Source organism: Aquibacillus rhizosphaerae, assembly GCF_030282825.1.
Classification (GTDB): domain Bacteria; phylum Bacillota; class Bacilli; order Bacillales; family Amphibacillaceae; genus Aquibacillus_C; species Aquibacillus_C rhizosphaerae.
Map to the genome: position 1 here is coordinate 489981 of NZ_JASTZU010000063.1, position 18027 is coordinate 508007.

An 18027-nucleotide genomic window follows, 5' to 3' on the forward strand; every position below is an offset into this window, starting at 1 on the left:
GGTAAGCTAAATCGAATTTTGGGATAATAACTTGTAAATTATACCCCTAAATACTCTTTTATGCAAAAATGGTAAATCATAGTATTGGTAAAAGTAATAATATGTTCTAAACAGATTAGTAAGCATCTTTCCACTTCGTGTATAGATTGATAACTTATACAGATAGTATAAGTAATCAATCTAAGAGGAGGTGATAAAGTATGAAAAAGGTAACCATATCGGTTCTGATTTTATGTTCAATCTTCTTTTTAGCAGCATGTAATAACAACAATCAAGAATCCTTAATGGAAACTGAAGATGAGAATCAAGTACCAAGACAAGTAAATTATGAAACGGATAATAGCCGAATTATTTATGAAGAAGATATTGCTAATCGTCAGCAGTCTGACGAACAAGATGAAAAAAGGTATAGTGGTCTTACGTCAGAGTCGACAACGATAAATGAAGATAGGCAAAATCAAACTACCCGAAATATCAATGAAAATAATAATGCCAAAGAAAAACCTAAACAAACGAATGATCAGGTTTCAGAAACAATGGGAGATTTCCAAACCAAAGTTGTTGAGCTCACGAATCAAAGAAGAGAGGAGAAGGGTCTTGCACCCTTGGATGCAGACCCAGAATTAACAAAAGTTGCTCAAGTAAAAGCCGAAGATATGGCTAATAGTAACTATTTTTCCCATACATCACCAAATTATGGTTCTCCGTTTGACATGATGAAGCAATTTGGTGTCGAGTACACAACAGCGGCAGAAAATATTGCTGCAGGTCAAACTACCCCTGATGAAGTGGTTAAGGGATGGATGAATAGTGAGGGACATAGAAAAAATATCTTAAACGAACAACTCACCCATATCGGAGTAGGATTTGCAGAAAATGGCAACCAATGGACACAAATGTTTATTAAAAAATAAAAGCTAACAGGGACAAGGGGGAAACTTCTTGTCTCTGATTTTTTAGCGTATTTCTTTGATCTAATAGAATAAATTAAGGTACTATCTTTTATCTACTGAGTCTAGGCTGTATTTATTTAATACATCTAAATCTCCATTTAATCCAAACTTTTCCATGCACTAAACTCGAAATGAATTCAAAAATCATGTATCCTTAAAAAAGTAAATATATAGATAAGGATGGAGGAAATACATATGAACAAAAAACGATGGATAGCACTTTTCGTTGCTGCGGGACTATTCTTCTTCTCAGTATTTTTTCAGTTTGTAACAAGCTTTGCAACTGCTGACTTTGAATCAATTCTTAGCTTACCAGAAGAAAATGGGATTAACGAAAAGGTGATTGAAAAAGGCTCAGCTACAAACAAAATTGCAGTACTTCACTTAAATGGAGTAATTCAAGACACAACAGCAAACACGCTGTTAAATACAAGTTCCTACAACCATGAACGGTTTTTGGATATGTTAGATGAAGCAGGGGAAGATCGTAACGTCAAAGGGATTATTTTAAGTGTTAATACACCTGGAGGCGGAGTAGTCGAAAGTGATGAAATTCACGATAAAATTTTAGAGGTTAAAGAAGAATATGATAAGCCGGTCTATGTGTCGATGGGAAATACAGCAGCGTCTGGTGGATATTATATTGCGGCACCAGCTGATAAAATTATTGCCCATAACGCGACACTGACTGGATCCATTGGTGTTATAATGGAAAGCATTAATTTTGCTGAATTGGCTGATGAACATGGGATTGATTTTAACACGATAAAAAGTGGCGAATATAAAGACATCATGTCGAGCTCACGTGAGATGACAGATGATGAACGGGAAATATTACAGACTATGATTGATGACATGTATGATGATTTTGTGCAGGTAATTGTGGATGGTCGAAACATGTCTGAGGATCGTGTGCGCGAATTGGGTGATGGCCGCATATATACGGGGTCGCAAGCACAAGAGGTAGACCTTGTTGATGAACTTGGTTCATTAAGTGATACGATTGCTATGATGAAAGAAGAGCAAGAAATAGACAATGCACAAGTAGTCGAATACGAACAAGGCTTAGGATTCAATCAGTTTCTTGGTGGAACGATGAAAAGTATGTTTGGCTCAGAAGCAGATTTAATAGGTATTAAAGATCTGCTCAGGGAAAGTAACGCCCCACGTGCCATGTACTTGTATTCTAAATAAGGGGGTGTCGTTATGAGTGAAGAGTATGTTGAAAATGAAGTAACACAAACAATAGACATAAGGTATGCAGGGTTTTGGATGCGGTTTTGGGCTTATTTGTTAGACTTAATTATTGTAATTAGTCTCAACGGCATCCTGCTTATTCCGTTTAAATTTTTTGATAATGGTATGAGTATCGATATTGGATATTGGACTGTTACTGGAGTTCTAAGTTCTATTGTGTTCTATCTGTATTTTTTGTTAATGACCAAAAGTTTTAATCAAACATTAGGAAAAATGGTATTCGGCTTAAAAGTGATTCGGGAAGACGCACAACCATTACAATGGAGTGACCTTCTATTTAGAGAAGTAGTCGGTAGATTCATTCACCGTGTCTTTTTTATAGGTGTATTTTTGTATATAGTTGTTGCATTTGCTGCAAAAAAACAAGGGATTCATGACATGTTGAGTGATACGCGTGTTGTGTTGGATAAGTAGAAGAAACCAGGAAAGATAATCAACCTTGTCTCTTCTTTTGTCTCGGTATATAGTTGATTTCTCATGGATGAAAACAAAAGTCTGTTAACTATGAGATAATGAACATACAATTGAGTGTGTATGTTTGGTTATAGAAGAAGGTGTGAATTCTAAATCATTGATAAAAGAAATGGAATCTTTCCAGTAGAGGCAGTTTTTTATCTCTGTTATATAACTAAAAAACAGCGCATTTTTAATGCGCTGTTTTTTCTACTACTTACTTTACTAACTTTATAATTGACTTCTTTTAGATATCATAGGATCAGATTGAGATTTTGAACCATTGACTAACTCTTCTTTTGCTTCATTTACTTTTTTCCCTACAGATTTTAAATCCTCTTTTGCATCAGAGACTGTTGAAACAGCCTCTTTGGAATCTTTTTTTGCTTCATTAACTGTTTCCATTGCAATTTGTGAGTCCTGTTTGACATTATTTACTTCATCTCGGATCTCGTCATTAGCTTTATCATAGAGTTTTTGAACGCTATCGACTGCTTCTTTTAATACATTAGATGCTTCTTTTACACGGTTCATCATGTCATCTTTTGTTTCTCTCGGATTATCTTTTATATCACTTGTAATTTTGGTAACTGTTCCTTTAACATTATTAACATTTTGCTTTACTTTTTTCCGTGTGCCTCGATTGAACATAGTAGCTGTTCCACCAGCAATCGCACCTATTGTTACACCTTTTAAAAACATACTTTTTTCTTGACTTCGTTGTTGAGTTTGCATAATGTTCAGCTCCTTCTTGTTATCATTTGATTTAGATTTTTAAAAAATTGTTATTCCATCCTATATATAACTTGTACCACGACAGTTGCTCTCTTAAACAGTAGTCATCATCATTTGAGTTTAATAGACGGAAGGAGCAATAGCTTTCTAGCAGGTATGACAGGGGTACGCCATTTTTTATAACTTAGTATTAATAGATACTTATACACTCAGATTGAAAATATGACGATAGACTAAATCGCGCTTGCAAACCTAAGGCAATAATCGTCTTTCACACAAAGTTAACTCAATATTTACTAGCACTTATTACTATCTTCATCTCCAGAATTTATACTTTATTTGAATACTTGAATTTTATTTTAAAAAGAGGAGTGAAGAATGTTGAAAAAACTGTTTTTTATTGTTTTTCTCATCGCTTTCATGCTTCCATCTGTAACCCATGCTGGTTCCTTTGGGAAGGATGATCCATCAGGTAACCCAGGTGAGTGGTACACAGGAACAGCACCAGCCTATGTAACACCTTCGAAACATCCGATTCTATTTGTCCACGGCTTGAATAGTTCATCTAAGACATGGTGGGAAAGTAACAACATGTATGATACAGCTTTGCAGAACGGTTATGAGACGGCATTTATAGATTTACATCCTACAGATGATATGTGGTCCAATGGAGATCTTTTAGCGGAAAAGATGGAAGAAATGTACGATTACTTTGGAGAGGAAATTATAGTTGTAGCACATAGTAAAGGTGGTGTCGATACACAATCTGCGCTAGTACATTACGATGCACATCCATATGTAAAAGGAGTAATAACCCTTTCCACACCACACTATGGTTCGCAGCTTGCGGATCTTGCTTATAGTAGCTGGGCTGGTTGGCTTGCAAATATCATAGGGAGTAAAAGTGACGCAACCTATTCCTTACAAACTGGTTACATGGATTATTTTAGGTCAGAAACAGATGACCAGGCTGCAGTTTCCGCAACCCCTTTTTATACCTTTGCTGGAACAGAACGTGGTAGCTTTGGTAGTTCTCTTTATTGGGGTGGTTTGTATTTAAGTACGTATGGTGCAAATGATGGGGCAGTAACTGTATCTAGTTCAAGACTGCCTTATGGAACAGAAGTGAGTGTAGGTAATTGGAATCACACTACTATTAAGGAAGGTTCGTCAACATTTGGATTATTTGAAAATTATCTTCAAGAAACAGGGTCGAACGAATCATTGCAGGCGTACCAAGATGAAAGTGTAGCTATTGCAGCAACCTCAGCGACATCCAACGAATTATTATCTTCTATTGTTCGAGGGGGTCAATGTAAAGGAAAGAAAAAGGAATCTTTTTTAATCGAAGAGGGTGTGAACGAAATAGTAATTGATTGGATAAGCGATACGAAAAACACCAACATTGTTTTAAAAGATTCGCAGAAAAACGAATATGATTCTTTTACAGTGGAAGCCGATCAATCAAACTATTTCAACGGTGCTTTTCACCATATGTTAACAATTAAAGAACCTAATGCAGGAGAATGGACATTAGAAACTACAACAAATAAAGTACAGAGTTATCTATTAAATGTGGCAATTGATAGTCCATTAAACAAGGCTCTTACCTTTGATTTAACTGATAAGAATGTAAAAGTAAAGACAACTAAGAAGGATATAAAAGTAAAAACAGAAGCAACGGTGGAATACTATAATAAGAATCAAAAACTAAAAGAAACAAAGTTTAAGATTACGAAGAAGTCTGATGAAATCCACGCTTTACCTAAACTAGGAGAAGGTGTTTATAACCTAACCATTGATGTTGATGGGAAAACAGGGAAAGAAAAATTTCAAAGAACAATTATAAAATCAGTGTATGTGGACAATCAAGGAGTTGCCCACTATTAACAGAAGGAAAATTGTTAATCTGCTTTTGTAATCGTAGGCTACATTTAGACTGGTAGAAGCAAGGGGGAAAGGTGACCTTGCTTCTGATTCTTACTCTCATATCTAAAAAAGTGATTTGTCAGTCATTAAAGTTTAAATACTACAAGTCAATAGGCTAATAAAGCCGGATAATGAGATTATAATATCCCTGATTTATCCCTAGCCTAATTATTGCTAATCGTTGAAAAAATAAGAAAACATCAAGGAATTAAATTATTTCCATATTAACAAAGGGTGTATCGTATTCAAGTAGGCCTTTAACTTGTGTTATTTTCATGTTTTCACCTTTTAAGTAGCTTGTAAAATCAAAGATAACCGGCAATCGGTCACCGCCAAGTGCAAACCAAGCCTTTCCCTCGGAGGGATGGTACGCTGTGGTGTGTATTGTTCCTGAAAAAGCACCGTACTTATTTGAGAATAGCTGTTGATTCCTATCATTTAACAGTCTAAATGCCTCGTAAATAGTCAAATTACTCTGTCGAGACCCTTTGATCACTTTCTGTCTTCGCAAAGAATCTTCCATATGGTAGCGATTTTCTTCAGTTAATATTTCAAAATGATTGGTACTCATATTTGATTTCCTGGCCACTACCGATCGTGGGGAAGCTTCTACGACAAATGTATCTCCCTTAGTATCCAATAACACATAAGTGAACGAAGTGCGATGAGGAATTTTTTTTAAGACAGCAATTGCTTCTTCTACTGTTGCACAAGTTTCAAGGATGATACGTCCAATCATATTACAGACAAATCCATCTCCAGAGCCAATCCGATTTATAAAATTATAGCCCATAGCAAGCCCTTTTTCGTTCATACCATCGATTCTTCCTGTGATTTGCATAGAAGGGCCGATTACTGCGTAGCCTGTATCAGTAGGCTGATAGATGAGATACCTACCCTCATAACCTGCTGGATGACTATCATAATTCCGAATTAAAAAGTCAGACTCAGTTAAGATCGAGCACCCGCTCCGCCCATAATCTACATAATAGCCGCCGAACTCTCTTAGCGCATCCTCCATTTTCCAATTTAACGCATCAGCCAAACCTTGAATCTCATCCAACATACCTGGTATAAATGTGGATAAAATACTAATCGCTTCGTTTTCATTGATCGAAAAATGGCGTTTTCTTTTTGCTGCCCACTGTTTTTCACGGTTAGGCAAAATAGGTGATTTCTTTAATAATTCACCTTGCATATATCCAAAATCATAATGATTTCCTCTAAACTGAATAATATCGCTGAAAACTTTTTTCATACATAACCCCTTTGACCAAGCATAAACCTACCGTATTTCGAAGTAGGTTCATTCATTATATAATGATTGGTCAAGGTGTTAAACGGATATGCATTTTAAGGATATGTGGAATTTGTTTTCGTGAGGGTAGAGGATTTAACAAAAGTGTAAAAGGAAAAGAGTCAGTAAGTAGCTAAATGGAAACAGGATGATTTGATAAAACGATCATACTTAAATTCGCTTATGTTAATCGCTCTAGCTTAGATTCAATTATAAATAAGCGCTTGTTTAGAGCTTGTAGCCTGAATCACGTTTTCAAGTTTTTATTAATCTGGTTAAGTATGCCAGTAATGTCTTCTTGTAGGTTATATTCTATTCGTGAAATCAAATCGGTTACTTGTTCTAATTTCAGCTTGCTCAAATTGCACGTTAATTTTAGATTCTGCGTGATTAAACTTTTCGTATATCTCTATTTTCATTTGATTAGATCGCTTGTTAGATTTATTTTCTGTAAGATTAAACCTATCTTTTAAAATATCCAACTTTTTGTCGGCTTGAGGTTAAATAGGGATTTTAGATTGAGTTGTATGGAATTATAAGTGATGAGAGTTAAAAAAATGTGACTTTAATTTTAAAAAATTTAGTAATAATGAGTAGGTAAAAGGAAATCCGTAAAAGATAGGTATAGAAAATAACAGGGAGGATTATTATGCCTATTCAAAATGATCATGAAATTCAACAATTATTTGAAGTTTCTCAGAAATTAGAGGATGCAGCACGCCAAGCGAAAAATAATGCTGACGCTGAGGCGATACAAGCGATTCAACAGGAATTGCGTGAAGTGCAGGATAAAATACAAGATGCTCGAGGTAAAGCAATTAATGGAAGTGGTACTTCAACTGAGCCCTTATTTGAAGCTCAACTGCGTGTGGAAGAAACGCAGCACCAAATGGAAAGAGCTCTTACTAATTTGAATGCCCAGCAAGACAATGTTCAACCGTAAGTTACACATAAAACTACACCCAACCAATTTACCAGTTAGGTGTAGTTTTTCTAAAAGAATCTATGTTCATGTTGTTACTCCTCTCAATAACTGAAAATGTAGAACGTTTGATAATTGTAAGTGCATTATCATTATCAACCTTACTTTCAGATGCAATACAATTCTGTGGAACCCATAAATCATATCCTCTCATATACGCATCATTTGCTGTAAATAATATGCATATATCTCCAGCGACACCAGTTATAATTAGTTTTTTTACCTGTAATTCATTAAGTAATATATCAAGAGGTGTTCCGAAAAAACCAGAATGCTTTGGTTTAATAATAAAAAAGTCGTTTTCTTCAGGCTGAAGTAATTCTACTACTTCTTTGCCGCGTCCTTTTTTACACTCTTCAACTAACTCATCAACATTGTCTTGCCACAATCCAAAATTATCATTTACATAAATAACAGGCATTCCTTTTTCTTTGGCAATTGTTTTTAAATTTAATATTGGATCTACTGTCGAAAGAGTATTTCTTAATAGGTCCTCGCCACCGTCAAAATTCATATTATTAATCATATCAATAATTAATAAAGCAGTATCATGTTTCATCATTTAGCACTCTCCGTCCTTTTTTTGATGTAACTTGTTATGGAATTCTGTCAAACCTTTTTATTGTTAATGATATTTATGTATAACAGATTCCTCTAACCTTGTTAAATTAAACAAAAGCGAAGGTGCTTTATCCCTATTTTTATAGTTTTCACATTTATAATACTTGCTATAAGCTAATTTCTGTGTGAAAAACAATCGTTGTAAACTTTTCCTTTTAATTGAAGCACAAATTCTTCTTCACATAACTGATTTTGATTCGAAATTAGAAGTGACCATCAATGGATATCCATTGATGGTCATTTCACTTAGAATAAATATCATATTTCAGTTAATAATTCATATGTTGTTACAAGTGGAAGAGGTTAGTTTTATATTGAAGGGGAGCCAAGCGAACCATCACTTCACATCCTCGCTTTGTCTACAGAAACCATTTGTTTATATATATTTTTGTTGGGTAATTTCTTGAATAATTTATAATCTGGTCTTCCATTTCTATCGTTTGTATTGACTTCCAACAGCCATAGATTACCATATTGATCTACACCAAAATCCGCTCCGATATCAGCAAATAGATAGTGATAATCCAAAAGGTTGGCAATTGCAAAAGCGGATTTTACCAAGTTTGCTTTAACTGCTTTTACGTGATAAGAATTAAATAAGTGTTGTAAGACAATGTCTGTTTCTATTACACCGCCTCCTTTTGAAAATAAATTGGAAACAATAGCGTTTTCACCACCCATACGAATTAAATCCCCGGCATATAGCCAGTATCCATTCTTATCACGTTGTAAGTGTACACGAATGTCAAAAGCACGGTTTTCAAAAGGAAGCAGTGGTGCTTGCTTTTGAATAATGGCGTGTGTATTAGAATATTGGTGAACGACTCGTTGTTGTAAAACCTCCTTAGTAGGAAGAAGTTCCTCAGTTCCATTAGGATGTTGTAAAATAAAGCCCTGAGCGTTAGGAGTAACAAGTGAAATGTATTTTCCAGACCATGTGTCTACCGGTTTAATGAAAAATGAAGCCCTATTATTAGCAAATAAATCTACAGATTGGCTTGTTAAATAATTTGTATAAGGAATATGAAAAGGGAACTTATAAGGAGCCAGTAGCTTATACATTTCCCATTTATTAAAATAAAGACGTTCTTTATCAAAGTGCACACGCATCACTCCACTATGGTTATAACTATGATTGTCCATAAATCAATACCCCTTTCAACTTCTACAGTATAAGCATATGGTCTAAATGGGCATTTTGTTACAGAATTAAAAAACAATAAAGCCAATTCTTTTAGGTGTGGAAATAAATATGAATCGTTTCTTTTGAGTACAGGGTTCGAGAGTGGCATACTTTAAAGAGACAGAATGAGCTCAAGGAGGAATTTTAAATGACAGTTATGAATAGACAGATTATTTTAGCGGAAAGACCAACCGGTACACCAGATCATCGTTCGTTTAAGTTTGTAGAACGAGAAATAGGAGAACCAGGTGATGGACAAATACTAATCCAAACGCATTATGTATCTGTTGACCCATATATGCGCGGACGTATGATTGATGCAGAATCTTATGTGGAACCATTTAAGATTGGAGATGTGATTCAAGGAGGTTCGATTGGAGAAGTAATTGAATCTAAATCGAATCAATATAAAAAAGGTGATATGGTCATCGGAATGTTTGGTTGGCAAGAGTATTATATTGCAAATGAAACTGAGGTACGCACGATTGACCCGAATTTTGCACCTATAACTACAAATTTGGGTGTATTAGGAATGACTGGTTTGACTGCATATTTTGGTTTACTGGATATTGGGAAACCAAAAGCAGGAGAAACAGTTGTTATTTCGGGGGCAGCAGGTGCTGTTGGATCAGTGGTAGGACAAATTGCTAAAATTCAAGGTGCACGAGTTGTTGGAATAGCGGGTTCTGAAGAAAAAGTTACTTATTTAAAGGAAGAGCTAGATTTTGATGAAGTCATAAACTATAAGAAATCGGAAGACATTGAAATGGATATAAAAGCAGCTTGTCCAAATGGAGTGGATGTGTATTTCGATAATGTTGGTGGTGATATTTCTGATGCAGTCTTAACCCAGTTGAACCGATTTGCACGTGTTCCAGTTTGTGGTGCAATTTCTTCTTATAATTTAGAGGAGATTGATCTTGGGCCACGGGTTCAAACGGTTTTAATAAAGAAAAGTGCCCTTATGCAAGGTTTTACCGTAGGGAATTACGCAGATCGGTTTCAGGAGGGTGCAAGTCAACTAGGTCAATGGTTAAAAGAAGAGAAACTCACATACCGCGAAACAATTCGAGAAGGATTTGACTCGATTCCGGATGCTTTTTTAGATTTATTTAAAGGGGAAAATATCGGTAAGTTACTTGTGAAGGTTGGAAAGTAGAATTAACAAAAGTTTATATGGACTATTGCCGGGGAAATAAATATTAAATACGTTGACGATTTAAGGAGGGAGTACCAATTTTGATATTGGGGCTCTCTTCTTAATATTTAAATCTTATAAAATGAATCGAGGGATTTACATATGAAACGTAACCGGCAATTTGTATTATTTATAGTACTAATAGTAACGTGTTATATTTCTTTAGCTTCAGCATTTTCAAATGTTATAAATATTACTTCTTTTTTAGTTTACCTAATCACGATTTTTTCCATTATATATATGCTTCTCTTAGAAAACCGATCACCATATAGGACACTTCTGTGGATTTATGTACTTCTTTTTGTGCCGATTATCGGCTATATTTTCTTTATTTATTCAGGACAATTAGAAGTGAAAGGCCATCTCTTTCGGAGTAAACGTGAGGAAACAAATAAATTAATGAAAAATAAGTATTCATTTAACCCTTCTACCCAATGGAATAACATCACTGAAGCTCAAAAAAATCTTTCACGATTAATCGATAAATTTAGTAATAATCAAATCAGCTTTCATTCGATTTCAAAAGTTCTGAAAAATGGTGATGAGACTTTTTCTACAATAAAAAAGGAAATAGAGCAGGCTGATTATTACATCCATTTAGAATACTTTACAATTAAATCAGATCAAATTGGGAAAGAAATCATAGATTTGTTGTGTTCTAAAGCAGAACATGGAGTTGAAGTTCGGCTTATTTTTGATGCATTTGGAAGTACTAAATTATCTAATACATCCATCCGTGAAATGGAGAAAGCTGGAATAGAAGTATATACTTTTCTGCCAATTAAAAAAGGATTCTTTAATCAAAAATTAAATTTCAGAAATCATCGAAAAATAATCATCATCGATGGAGAAGTTGGATTTGTTGGAGGTTTAAATATTGGTGATGAATATTTAGGACTAGACCCTAAACTTGGTTTTTGGCGAGACACGCACCTTATGTTAAAAGGGGAAGTAATAAAAACACTTCAAGATACGTTTATATTGGATTGGAATTTTGTTTCAGGGAAAACATTACAAAATTCGAAGTACATGAACACAAGCCCTGTTGAAGAAATTCAGGGCGGAGTTCAAATTCTCCCAAGTGGGCCGGATTCACCTGTTGATGGAATAATGAGTGATTTATATTATGAACTTATAACATCTGCAAAAACGTCCATTCTAATTGCTACTCCATACTTTGTTCCTAATAAAGCAATCAGAACCGCCTTGGCAATGGCAAGTGCAAAAGGGGTAGATGTGAAATTATTAACTCCTGAAATAAATGATAGCTTTTTAACAAAATACGCAACAAGATCCTATTTTACTGAAATGCTTGATTATGGTATCGACGTATATTCATATAAAAAGGGCTTTCTTCATGAGAAATTAATTGTTATTGATGAACAGTTTGCAACTGTTGGAACAGCAAATATCGATTTAAGAAGTTTACATTTAAATTTTGAAATCAATGCTTTTCTTTTTGAAACTGACAGCATTAAAGACCTTGTTGCTCATTATAAAGAAGACTTGCAAGATAGTAGTAGAATCAACATTTCTGCTTATCAAGAGCGTGGGCTAGTAGTACGAACAAAGGAATCATTTGCCCGTCTTTTTTCGACGATATTATAAAAAGGCCTACCACGCCTGAAGTCTCGGACAATCCTCTATGTGACAAAAAACGCCGCTCCGAGACTAGTCATAATTTCCCTAAGGTGAGTCAATCACTAAACACGTCTAATGTTTAATTTTATAAACTACTGAGATAGAATCAGTGTAGGAATTTAATTAAATACATAGGAAACTTAAAGAGCCACCTTCCATTGGTGGCTTTTGAGTTATATTATACTGTTAATGCTTCTCCTTGTTGTTGGTGCGTGTTCGAGATACAATATGAGAGACCATATCTTGTTATTAGATAAGAACTAAGCATAAATAAAGTGTGGATGACAGAACGAATAAAATAGAAAATATTGGCAAACAGTCTAGGAGGTTTAACGTAATATGGATAATAATGATATATTAATTAGATTAAGATATGCTTTGGATATAAAAGATGCAGACATGGTAAGAATTTTTAAACTTGGGGACGTAGATGTAACTAAAGAAGAAGTGCAAAAGCTTCTCATAAAATCAAAAGACAGTTACTACGATAATGAATTTGACGATGAGACGGAAGAGGAAGAAGAGAATATAAAATGTCATAATTCTACCTTGGAGTCATTTTTAAATGGTCTAATTATATTTAAAAGAGGAAAACAAGAACCAAAACCAGGGCAACCTGAAAAACCAGTCATGACGATAAAGAAAAATGGAAGTGTTAATAACGTACTTCTAAAAAAAGTAAAAATAGCACTTGCGTTAACTAGTGAGGACATGCTTGATATATTAGAATCAGCTGGAGTCACCGTAACAAAAGGTGAACTTAGTGCCATCTTGAGAAAAGAAGGGCATAAGAATTATATGGAGTGTGGTGACAAATACGCCCGGAATTTCCTAAAAGGACTAGCTATCAGGTATAGATAGGAAGCTTGGCTCAAGAGTATGGTGCCGTTTCTAATACTTTGAAAATATCATCTAAGTTATGTTCAGTTGGGTATTAGTATATTAAAAAAAGTGGAAGGACTTAACGTCTTAGTGCTTTATGGTAATAAACGAAGGAGGAATTTTATTGAAACAAGCTCTACTAATCATTGACGCTCAACAGGAATTAATAGAAGGTAATTGGGAAGAACAAGAGGTTTATCAGAAAGAAAAACTAATTAATAATATTAATATAGTCATTGAAAAAGCACTAAAAGAAAGTGTATCGATTGTTTTTATAAGAGATTTAGACGTTTCTGAGGGAGAAGGACCAGGATTCCAAATACATAATGAAATTATTGTGCCCTCTACTACTGTCATATTTGATAAAGCGGCCACAAATTCCTTTTATGGGACACCGTTACACAATTATTTAAAGGAGAACAATATAGAGCATCTCGTAATTATGGGATGTAAGACAGAACATTGTATAGATACAGCAGTTAGAACGGCAACAATTAATGACTTTGATGTCACATTAGTAGGCGATGGTCATTCTACGTCAGATTCGAAAGTATTATCTGCCAAACAGATAATTTCTCATCATAATGAAATACTGCACGGTCATTATAATGTAGATAACTTTTCACTTGTAAGGAATACGGATGATGATCTGTTCATTCCTAATCATAATAAATATAGGTGATTAGGAAAGGGCACGATTGCTTTTTTAAAATACATAACAATTAGAAAAGTGGAACATGAGAATGGATGGTTCTTATGTTTCTTTTTTATAGAAAATTGATTAGTAATAATTAATCGCCTAACACAACAATCCATTACACTGTATTAAGCTTGTAGGGACGAGAAATCTTTTCCATCTCCCAATTGTTGCGAAATATGTAATAATTCCCTTACTTTATAGGTTCACTACTATGGTAAAATAAATCTAGCATTGAACCCAACCCTATACACAAAAATATACACAACTAGAACTAGATACAAACACGAAAAAATCAAGATTTTTTTTGTTTGTAATCCGTAATAAAAAGGGGTAGTGAAGGTGAAATCGTTTTTGACAACTGGAATTTCAGGTTTAAATACTTTATTAAATGGAGGATATCCTGAAAGCTCATCGATTCTTTTAGAAGGTCCACCAGGATCTGGAAAGACAACAGTAGGTGTGCAATTTTTAATGGATGGGGCTAAACAGAATCAACCAGGTGTTTATCTATCCTTTGAAGAGTCACCAGAGCAAATATACTCCAATATGGAGGCGTTTGGCTGGAACTTAAGAGAGTATGAAGAGAAAGGACTTCTTCGGATTGTTGGCGTAACTCCCGAGATTTTCTATGATGATTTATTAAGTACGGAGGGTATTTTTGAACATCTAGTAGAGGACATTGGCTGCAAACGATTGGTTCTAGACAGCTTAAGTCTATTAAAGTATTTATTTAATGAAGATGTGATGAAATGTCGTAACCGTATCTATACGTTTCGAAATATACTGCGCAAGAAAAATATTACAGCATTAATTATAAATGAGGAAAATAAGACAGAAACCTTTGAGCAATATGTATTTGACGGGGTAATTAAGCTTTCCCATAAGAGATTACTAGACGATTACCTTCAACGAACACTAGAAATAACAAAGATGCGAGGTACGAGTTTCTTACAAGGAGAACATATCTATCGTTTTATGACTGGTGGTATTCACCTTATATTAAAAAATAGAATGGTAAAAAACGCATTAAGGACAGATAACATAATCCCAACCGGTGTGCCGGACCTTGATAATATGTTGGAAGGCGGGATACCTAAAGGTGAAGTGTTTACACTTGATATAGATAGTAAATCAAATCATAAGTTAATTGTAATTGCTTTGATTGCATCACAGTTAAGAAATAATGGAAAAGTATTCCTACAGTTACCTGATGATATTAGCTATAATGAACTAGCATTAGTCCTTGAAAAATATAACTTTGATTTATACTCACTTCTAAAGGAACGAGTTCTTGTAATCATGGACCAATTTAATCGAATGATTCAAACAGAGATGGAACCCTTTGTTGTAAAAGTAGATGAGTTAAATGAAGAAGAATACATGGATTATATAAAAGATACGTTGTTCCATTGTTTACTAGAACAAAAGAAAATAAATGATAACTGGATTATCATTTATGATATTAATTCTTCATTGAATCTTCGAGGAGAAAAATTTGTAAAATCAATGCTACCAGTTGTAACTTCCTTAACTCGTTCATTAGAACTAACTTCTATTCGTATTTGTAATACGTCAGAGATAAAGCGGGAAATAGGTGAGCTTACCTATCGCAAGTCAACAGGTGTGTTCAAAATGTGGTCGGATGAAAAATATCAATATATTAAATTAGCAAAATCTCCCCACGGTCACACAACCCAACCATATATTATCGAGCCTTCAAACAAGACCCCATTTTTTGTGTTGGTTTAAAGCAGGAGGAGTTCCTTTGATTAATGTAAACTCGGAAATAGTAAAAAAAGAATGCAAGGAATACTTCATGAATAATCCCTATTCTATCGAGACAATAAATAGCTTAAGTAGAAAAATAGGTAGAAATGAAACTGAAATAAAAAATGTAATTGTTTCTCTAAAAAAAGACAATTTAATAATAAATGTGAATAAGGGTTCGGAACTCTATTATAAAAAGAATAACTTAAATGCGACAAAGCATCCGATTAAACACGAAACGCTTTCTTTCTCAACTATTAAGATTTTAGAAGATAAGGAAAAGGATGTTATTACTAATCTTACTAATCGGGAAAGTGAAGTTTTTCATTGTTTGCTTAAGGGTTATTCTAGTAATCAAATTGCCGAGCAACTTTTTATAACGAACCATACAGTTAAAAATCATGTGACGAATATATATCGCAAATTACAAGTTTCTGATCGAGCTAAATTAATAGCAAAATATTATCGGTTAATTCGAAGCTAGCAAATGAATAGTAATCAATTTTTTATCTATAGGAAGTATTTCCTATAGATATTTTTGTGTTTTCAAAGATAGGAGGAAGTGGTGATACAATAATTCGACAAAATAATGCAAAATAAGACTATGATCTGATCGTAAAGAAAAATGCATTTATACATCTTTAATATATATTTACAAATCAGCAAATAGGGAGAGGTCAGGATGAAGTCAATTCGCACAAAATTATTAGTTGGATTCGGAATAATATTAGTATTAGTTTTGATTATGTCGGCAATTACAATTTACAATACGAATAATGCAAACAAATTATCAGAAAAAATGATAATGAAAGACATGGAGGAACTACTTTTATATGAAGAACTTCGTTTCAATGTAGCTGACCGGATTGCAGTAACAAGGGGCTATTTATTATATGGTGATATAGAGCTTAAAGAAAAGTTTTACTCTTATATGGAACAAAGTAAAGAGATTGAAGAGCAGTTACTTAGCTATTCTTCACAAGCAAATCTAGCGAAAACAACGGAAATAGTTGAAAAAAATAGTGCATGGGGAGATTATACAGATCAGCAAGTTTATGGTACTTATGAAACAGATAGAGAGCTAGCAAATGAGTTAAATAAGGATGCAAGAGAAGAAGCAGAAGAATTAATGAGTTTGCTCCAGGTACAAGTAGAAGACAAGAATAAGTTAGTTCATGATATGGGTGACAATATTCTTTTAAATGGCAAAGTTACGAATACATCTAACTTAGTTGTTACTGCAATTGTTTTAATAGCGAGTGTTATCATAGCACTTGTGGTTGCAAAGATTATCATAAATCCAATTCTAGTAGTGGTAACTAGATTGCAGGAGGTAGCAAAAGGTGACTTTTCTGGGGATGAAATCATTACGAAGTCTAAAGATGAAGTCGGATTGTTAACGAATACGATGAATGATATGGTTAAAGGATTAAGAAACCTTATCGAGCGGGTTCGCTATACTTCAGAGCAAGTTGCTGCCTCGTCTGAACAGTTAACTGCAAGTGCTGAGGAAACAAGTAAGGCGACAGAACAAATAACGACTGCAGTGCAAGAGGTATCTGTAGGATCTGAGAAGCAAGTGGATAGTATTAATAAAACAAGTGAGATTGTGACAGAAATTTCAAAGGGAATGGATCAAGTCGCGATTTCGATTACTTCTGTTGCGGACCTATCTATAGAAACGAATACAAAGTCAGCAGAAGGAAACGAAGTAGTAGGACGTACAATTAAGCAAATGAGTGATGTGAAGGAGCAAGTTAAAAATACATCCCTTGTAGTTAATGCTTTAGGTACTAAATCAAGTGAAATTGGCCAAATAGTCGAGTTAATCACTGAAATCGCTAATCAAACGAATTTATTAGCTTTAAATGCTGCAATTGAGGCTGCAAGAGCTGGTGAACATGGAAAAGGATTTGCTGTCGTTGCTGATGAGGTAAGGAAACTCGCTGAACAATCAGGAGATGCTGCTGGTCAAATCAGTCGACTAATTGGTGAAATACAAACGGAGTCAATCAGAGCAGTAGATTCAATGGATGCAGGATCAAAGTCTGTTGAAGATGGATTACAAATGGTTCACCAAACAGGTAACTCGTTTAATGAAATTGCCAAAATGATTGAAGATATTTCTTCTCAATCCCAAGAGGTTTCCGCTATCGTTGAACAGGTTAATGCGGGATCTGAAGAAATGGTACAAACGATAGAGACGGTTGCAAATGTTTCCGAGCAATCAGCAGCTAACGCGCAAAATGTTGCCGCATCTACCGAAGAACAGCTAGGTTCCATGGAAGAAATCACTGCTTCGGCAGAATCATTATCACAAATGGCAGAAGAATTACAAGATCTGGTTAAAAGATTTAAGATTTAGGATTCTACTAATTTTCATTCTAATCAAAGGACCATTACGCGGTCCAACTAGCAAACAAAAGCCC

General features: G+C 34.5%; 16 protein-coding genes. 12 read left to right on the top strand and 4 right to left on the bottom strand.

The window, feature by feature from the left end:
* The first annotated feature begins 200 nt into the window (after nucleotides 1-200).
* The 3 genes from QQS35_RS22425 (at nucleotide 201) to QQS35_RS22435 (ending at nucleotide 2624) form a co-directional block, all read left to right on the top strand.
* On the top strand, nucleotides 201-914 hold the full coding sequence (locus tag QQS35_RS22425) for a CAP domain-containing protein (protein ID WP_285934493.1): 714 nt from the start codon (nucleotides 201-203) through the stop codon (nucleotides 912-914).
* Between the two features lie 234 nt (nucleotides 915-1148).
* Complete coding sequence (gene sppA / locus QQS35_RS22430; RefSeq protein WP_285934494.1) at nucleotides 1149-2147, top strand: signal peptide peptidase SppA; 999 nt, start codon at nucleotides 1149-1151, stop codon at nucleotides 2145-2147.
* Between the two features lie 12 nt (nucleotides 2148-2159).
* Nucleotides 2160-2624, top strand: coding sequence for an RDD family protein (locus QQS35_RS22435; RefSeq protein ID WP_285934495.1), 465 nt, complete (start codon nucleotides 2160-2162; stop codon nucleotides 2622-2624).
* 270 nt (nucleotides 2625-2894) lie between these two features.
* Here the strand turns inward: QQS35_RS22435 and QQS35_RS22440 are convergent, their stop codons facing one another.
* Nucleotides 2895-3398 carry a YtxH domain-containing protein gene (locus tag QQS35_RS22440; protein WP_285934496.1) on the bottom strand — a complete coding sequence of 168 codons (504 nt, stop codon included), beginning with the start codon at nucleotides 3396-3398 and terminating at the stop codon, nucleotides 2895-2897.
* Between the two features lie 378 nt (nucleotides 3399-3776).
* On the opposite strand from QQS35_RS22440, the gene QQS35_RS22445 reads away from it, so the two are divergent.
* Nucleotides 3777-5288: an esterase/lipase family protein gene (locus QQS35_RS22445; protein ID WP_285934497.1), complete on the top strand. Its 1512-nt coding sequence runs from the start codon at nucleotides 3777-3779 to the stop codon at nucleotides 5286-5288.
* Nucleotides 5289-5535: 247 nt separating this feature from the next.
* On the opposite strand, the gene QQS35_RS22450 is transcribed toward QQS35_RS22445, so the two are convergent.
* Nucleotides 5536-6585: a C45 family autoproteolytic acyltransferase/hydolase gene (locus QQS35_RS22450; RefSeq protein ID WP_285934498.1), complete on the bottom strand. Its 1050-nt coding sequence runs from the start codon at nucleotides 6583-6585 to the stop codon at nucleotides 5536-5538.
* A gap of 688 nt (nucleotides 6586-7273) precedes the next feature.
* Here QQS35_RS22450 and QQS35_RS22455 point away from each other — a divergent pair.
* Nucleotides 7274-7567, top strand: coding sequence for a hypothetical protein (locus QQS35_RS22455; protein WP_285934500.1), 294 nt, complete (start codon nucleotides 7274-7276; stop codon nucleotides 7565-7567).
* Between the two features lie 28 nt (nucleotides 7568-7595).
* Here the strand turns inward: QQS35_RS22455 and QQS35_RS22460 are convergent, their stop codons facing one another.
* Nucleotides 7596-8168: an isochorismatase family cysteine hydrolase gene (locus QQS35_RS22460; protein WP_285934501.1), complete on the bottom strand. Its 573-nt coding sequence runs from the start codon at nucleotides 8166-8168 to the stop codon at nucleotides 7596-7598.
* A gap of 401 nt (nucleotides 8169-8569) precedes the next feature.
* Nucleotides 8570-9370, bottom strand: a complete 801-nt coding sequence (locus tag QQS35_RS22465; protein ID WP_285934502.1) for a YheC/YheD family protein — start codon at nucleotides 9368-9370, stop codon at nucleotides 8570-8572.
* A 188-nt stretch (nucleotides 9371-9558) separates the two neighbouring features.
* Between QQS35_RS22465 and QQS35_RS22470 the strand changes: the two genes are divergently transcribed.
* From QQS35_RS22470 to QQS35_RS22500, 7 genes are all read left to right on the top strand, one after another.
* The gene (locus QQS35_RS22470; protein ID WP_285934503.1) at nucleotides 9559-10569 is read left to right on the top strand and encodes an NADP-dependent oxidoreductase; all 1011 of its coding nucleotides are present in this window, start codon (nucleotides 9559-9561) and stop codon (nucleotides 10567-10569) included.
* A gap of 141 nt (nucleotides 10570-10710) precedes the next feature.
* Nucleotides 10711-12216 carry a cardiolipin synthase gene (gene cls, locus QQS35_RS22475; protein ID WP_285934504.1) on the top strand — a complete coding sequence of 502 codons (1506 nt, stop codon included), beginning with the start codon at nucleotides 10711-10713 and terminating at the stop codon, nucleotides 12214-12216.
* 372 nt (nucleotides 12217-12588) lie between these two features.
* Complete coding sequence (locus QQS35_RS22480; RefSeq protein WP_285934505.1) at nucleotides 12589-13110, top strand: YehS family protein; 522 nt, start codon at nucleotides 12589-12591, stop codon at nucleotides 13108-13110.
* 145 nt (nucleotides 13111-13255) lie between these two features.
* Nucleotides 13256-13813, top strand: a complete 558-nt coding sequence (locus QQS35_RS22485) for an isochorismatase family protein (RefSeq protein ID WP_285934506.1) — start codon at nucleotides 13256-13258, stop codon at nucleotides 13811-13813.
* Nucleotides 13814-14170: 357 nt separating this feature from the next.
* On the top strand, nucleotides 14171-15580 hold the full coding sequence (locus QQS35_RS22490; protein ID WP_285934507.1) for an ATPase domain-containing protein: 1410 nt from the start codon (nucleotides 14171-14173) through the stop codon (nucleotides 15578-15580).
* 16 nt (nucleotides 15581-15596) lie between these two features.
* Nucleotides 15597-16082: a response regulator transcription factor gene (locus QQS35_RS22495; protein ID WP_285934508.1), complete on the top strand. Its 486-nt coding sequence runs from the start codon at nucleotides 15597-15599 to the stop codon at nucleotides 16080-16082.
* 198 nt (nucleotides 16083-16280) lie between these two features.
* A complete protein-coding gene (locus QQS35_RS22500; protein ID WP_285934509.1) occupies nucleotides 16281-17963 on the top strand; it encodes a methyl-accepting chemotaxis protein in 1683 nt (560 codons plus the stop codon).
* Nucleotides 17964-18027 lie beyond the last annotated feature (64 nt).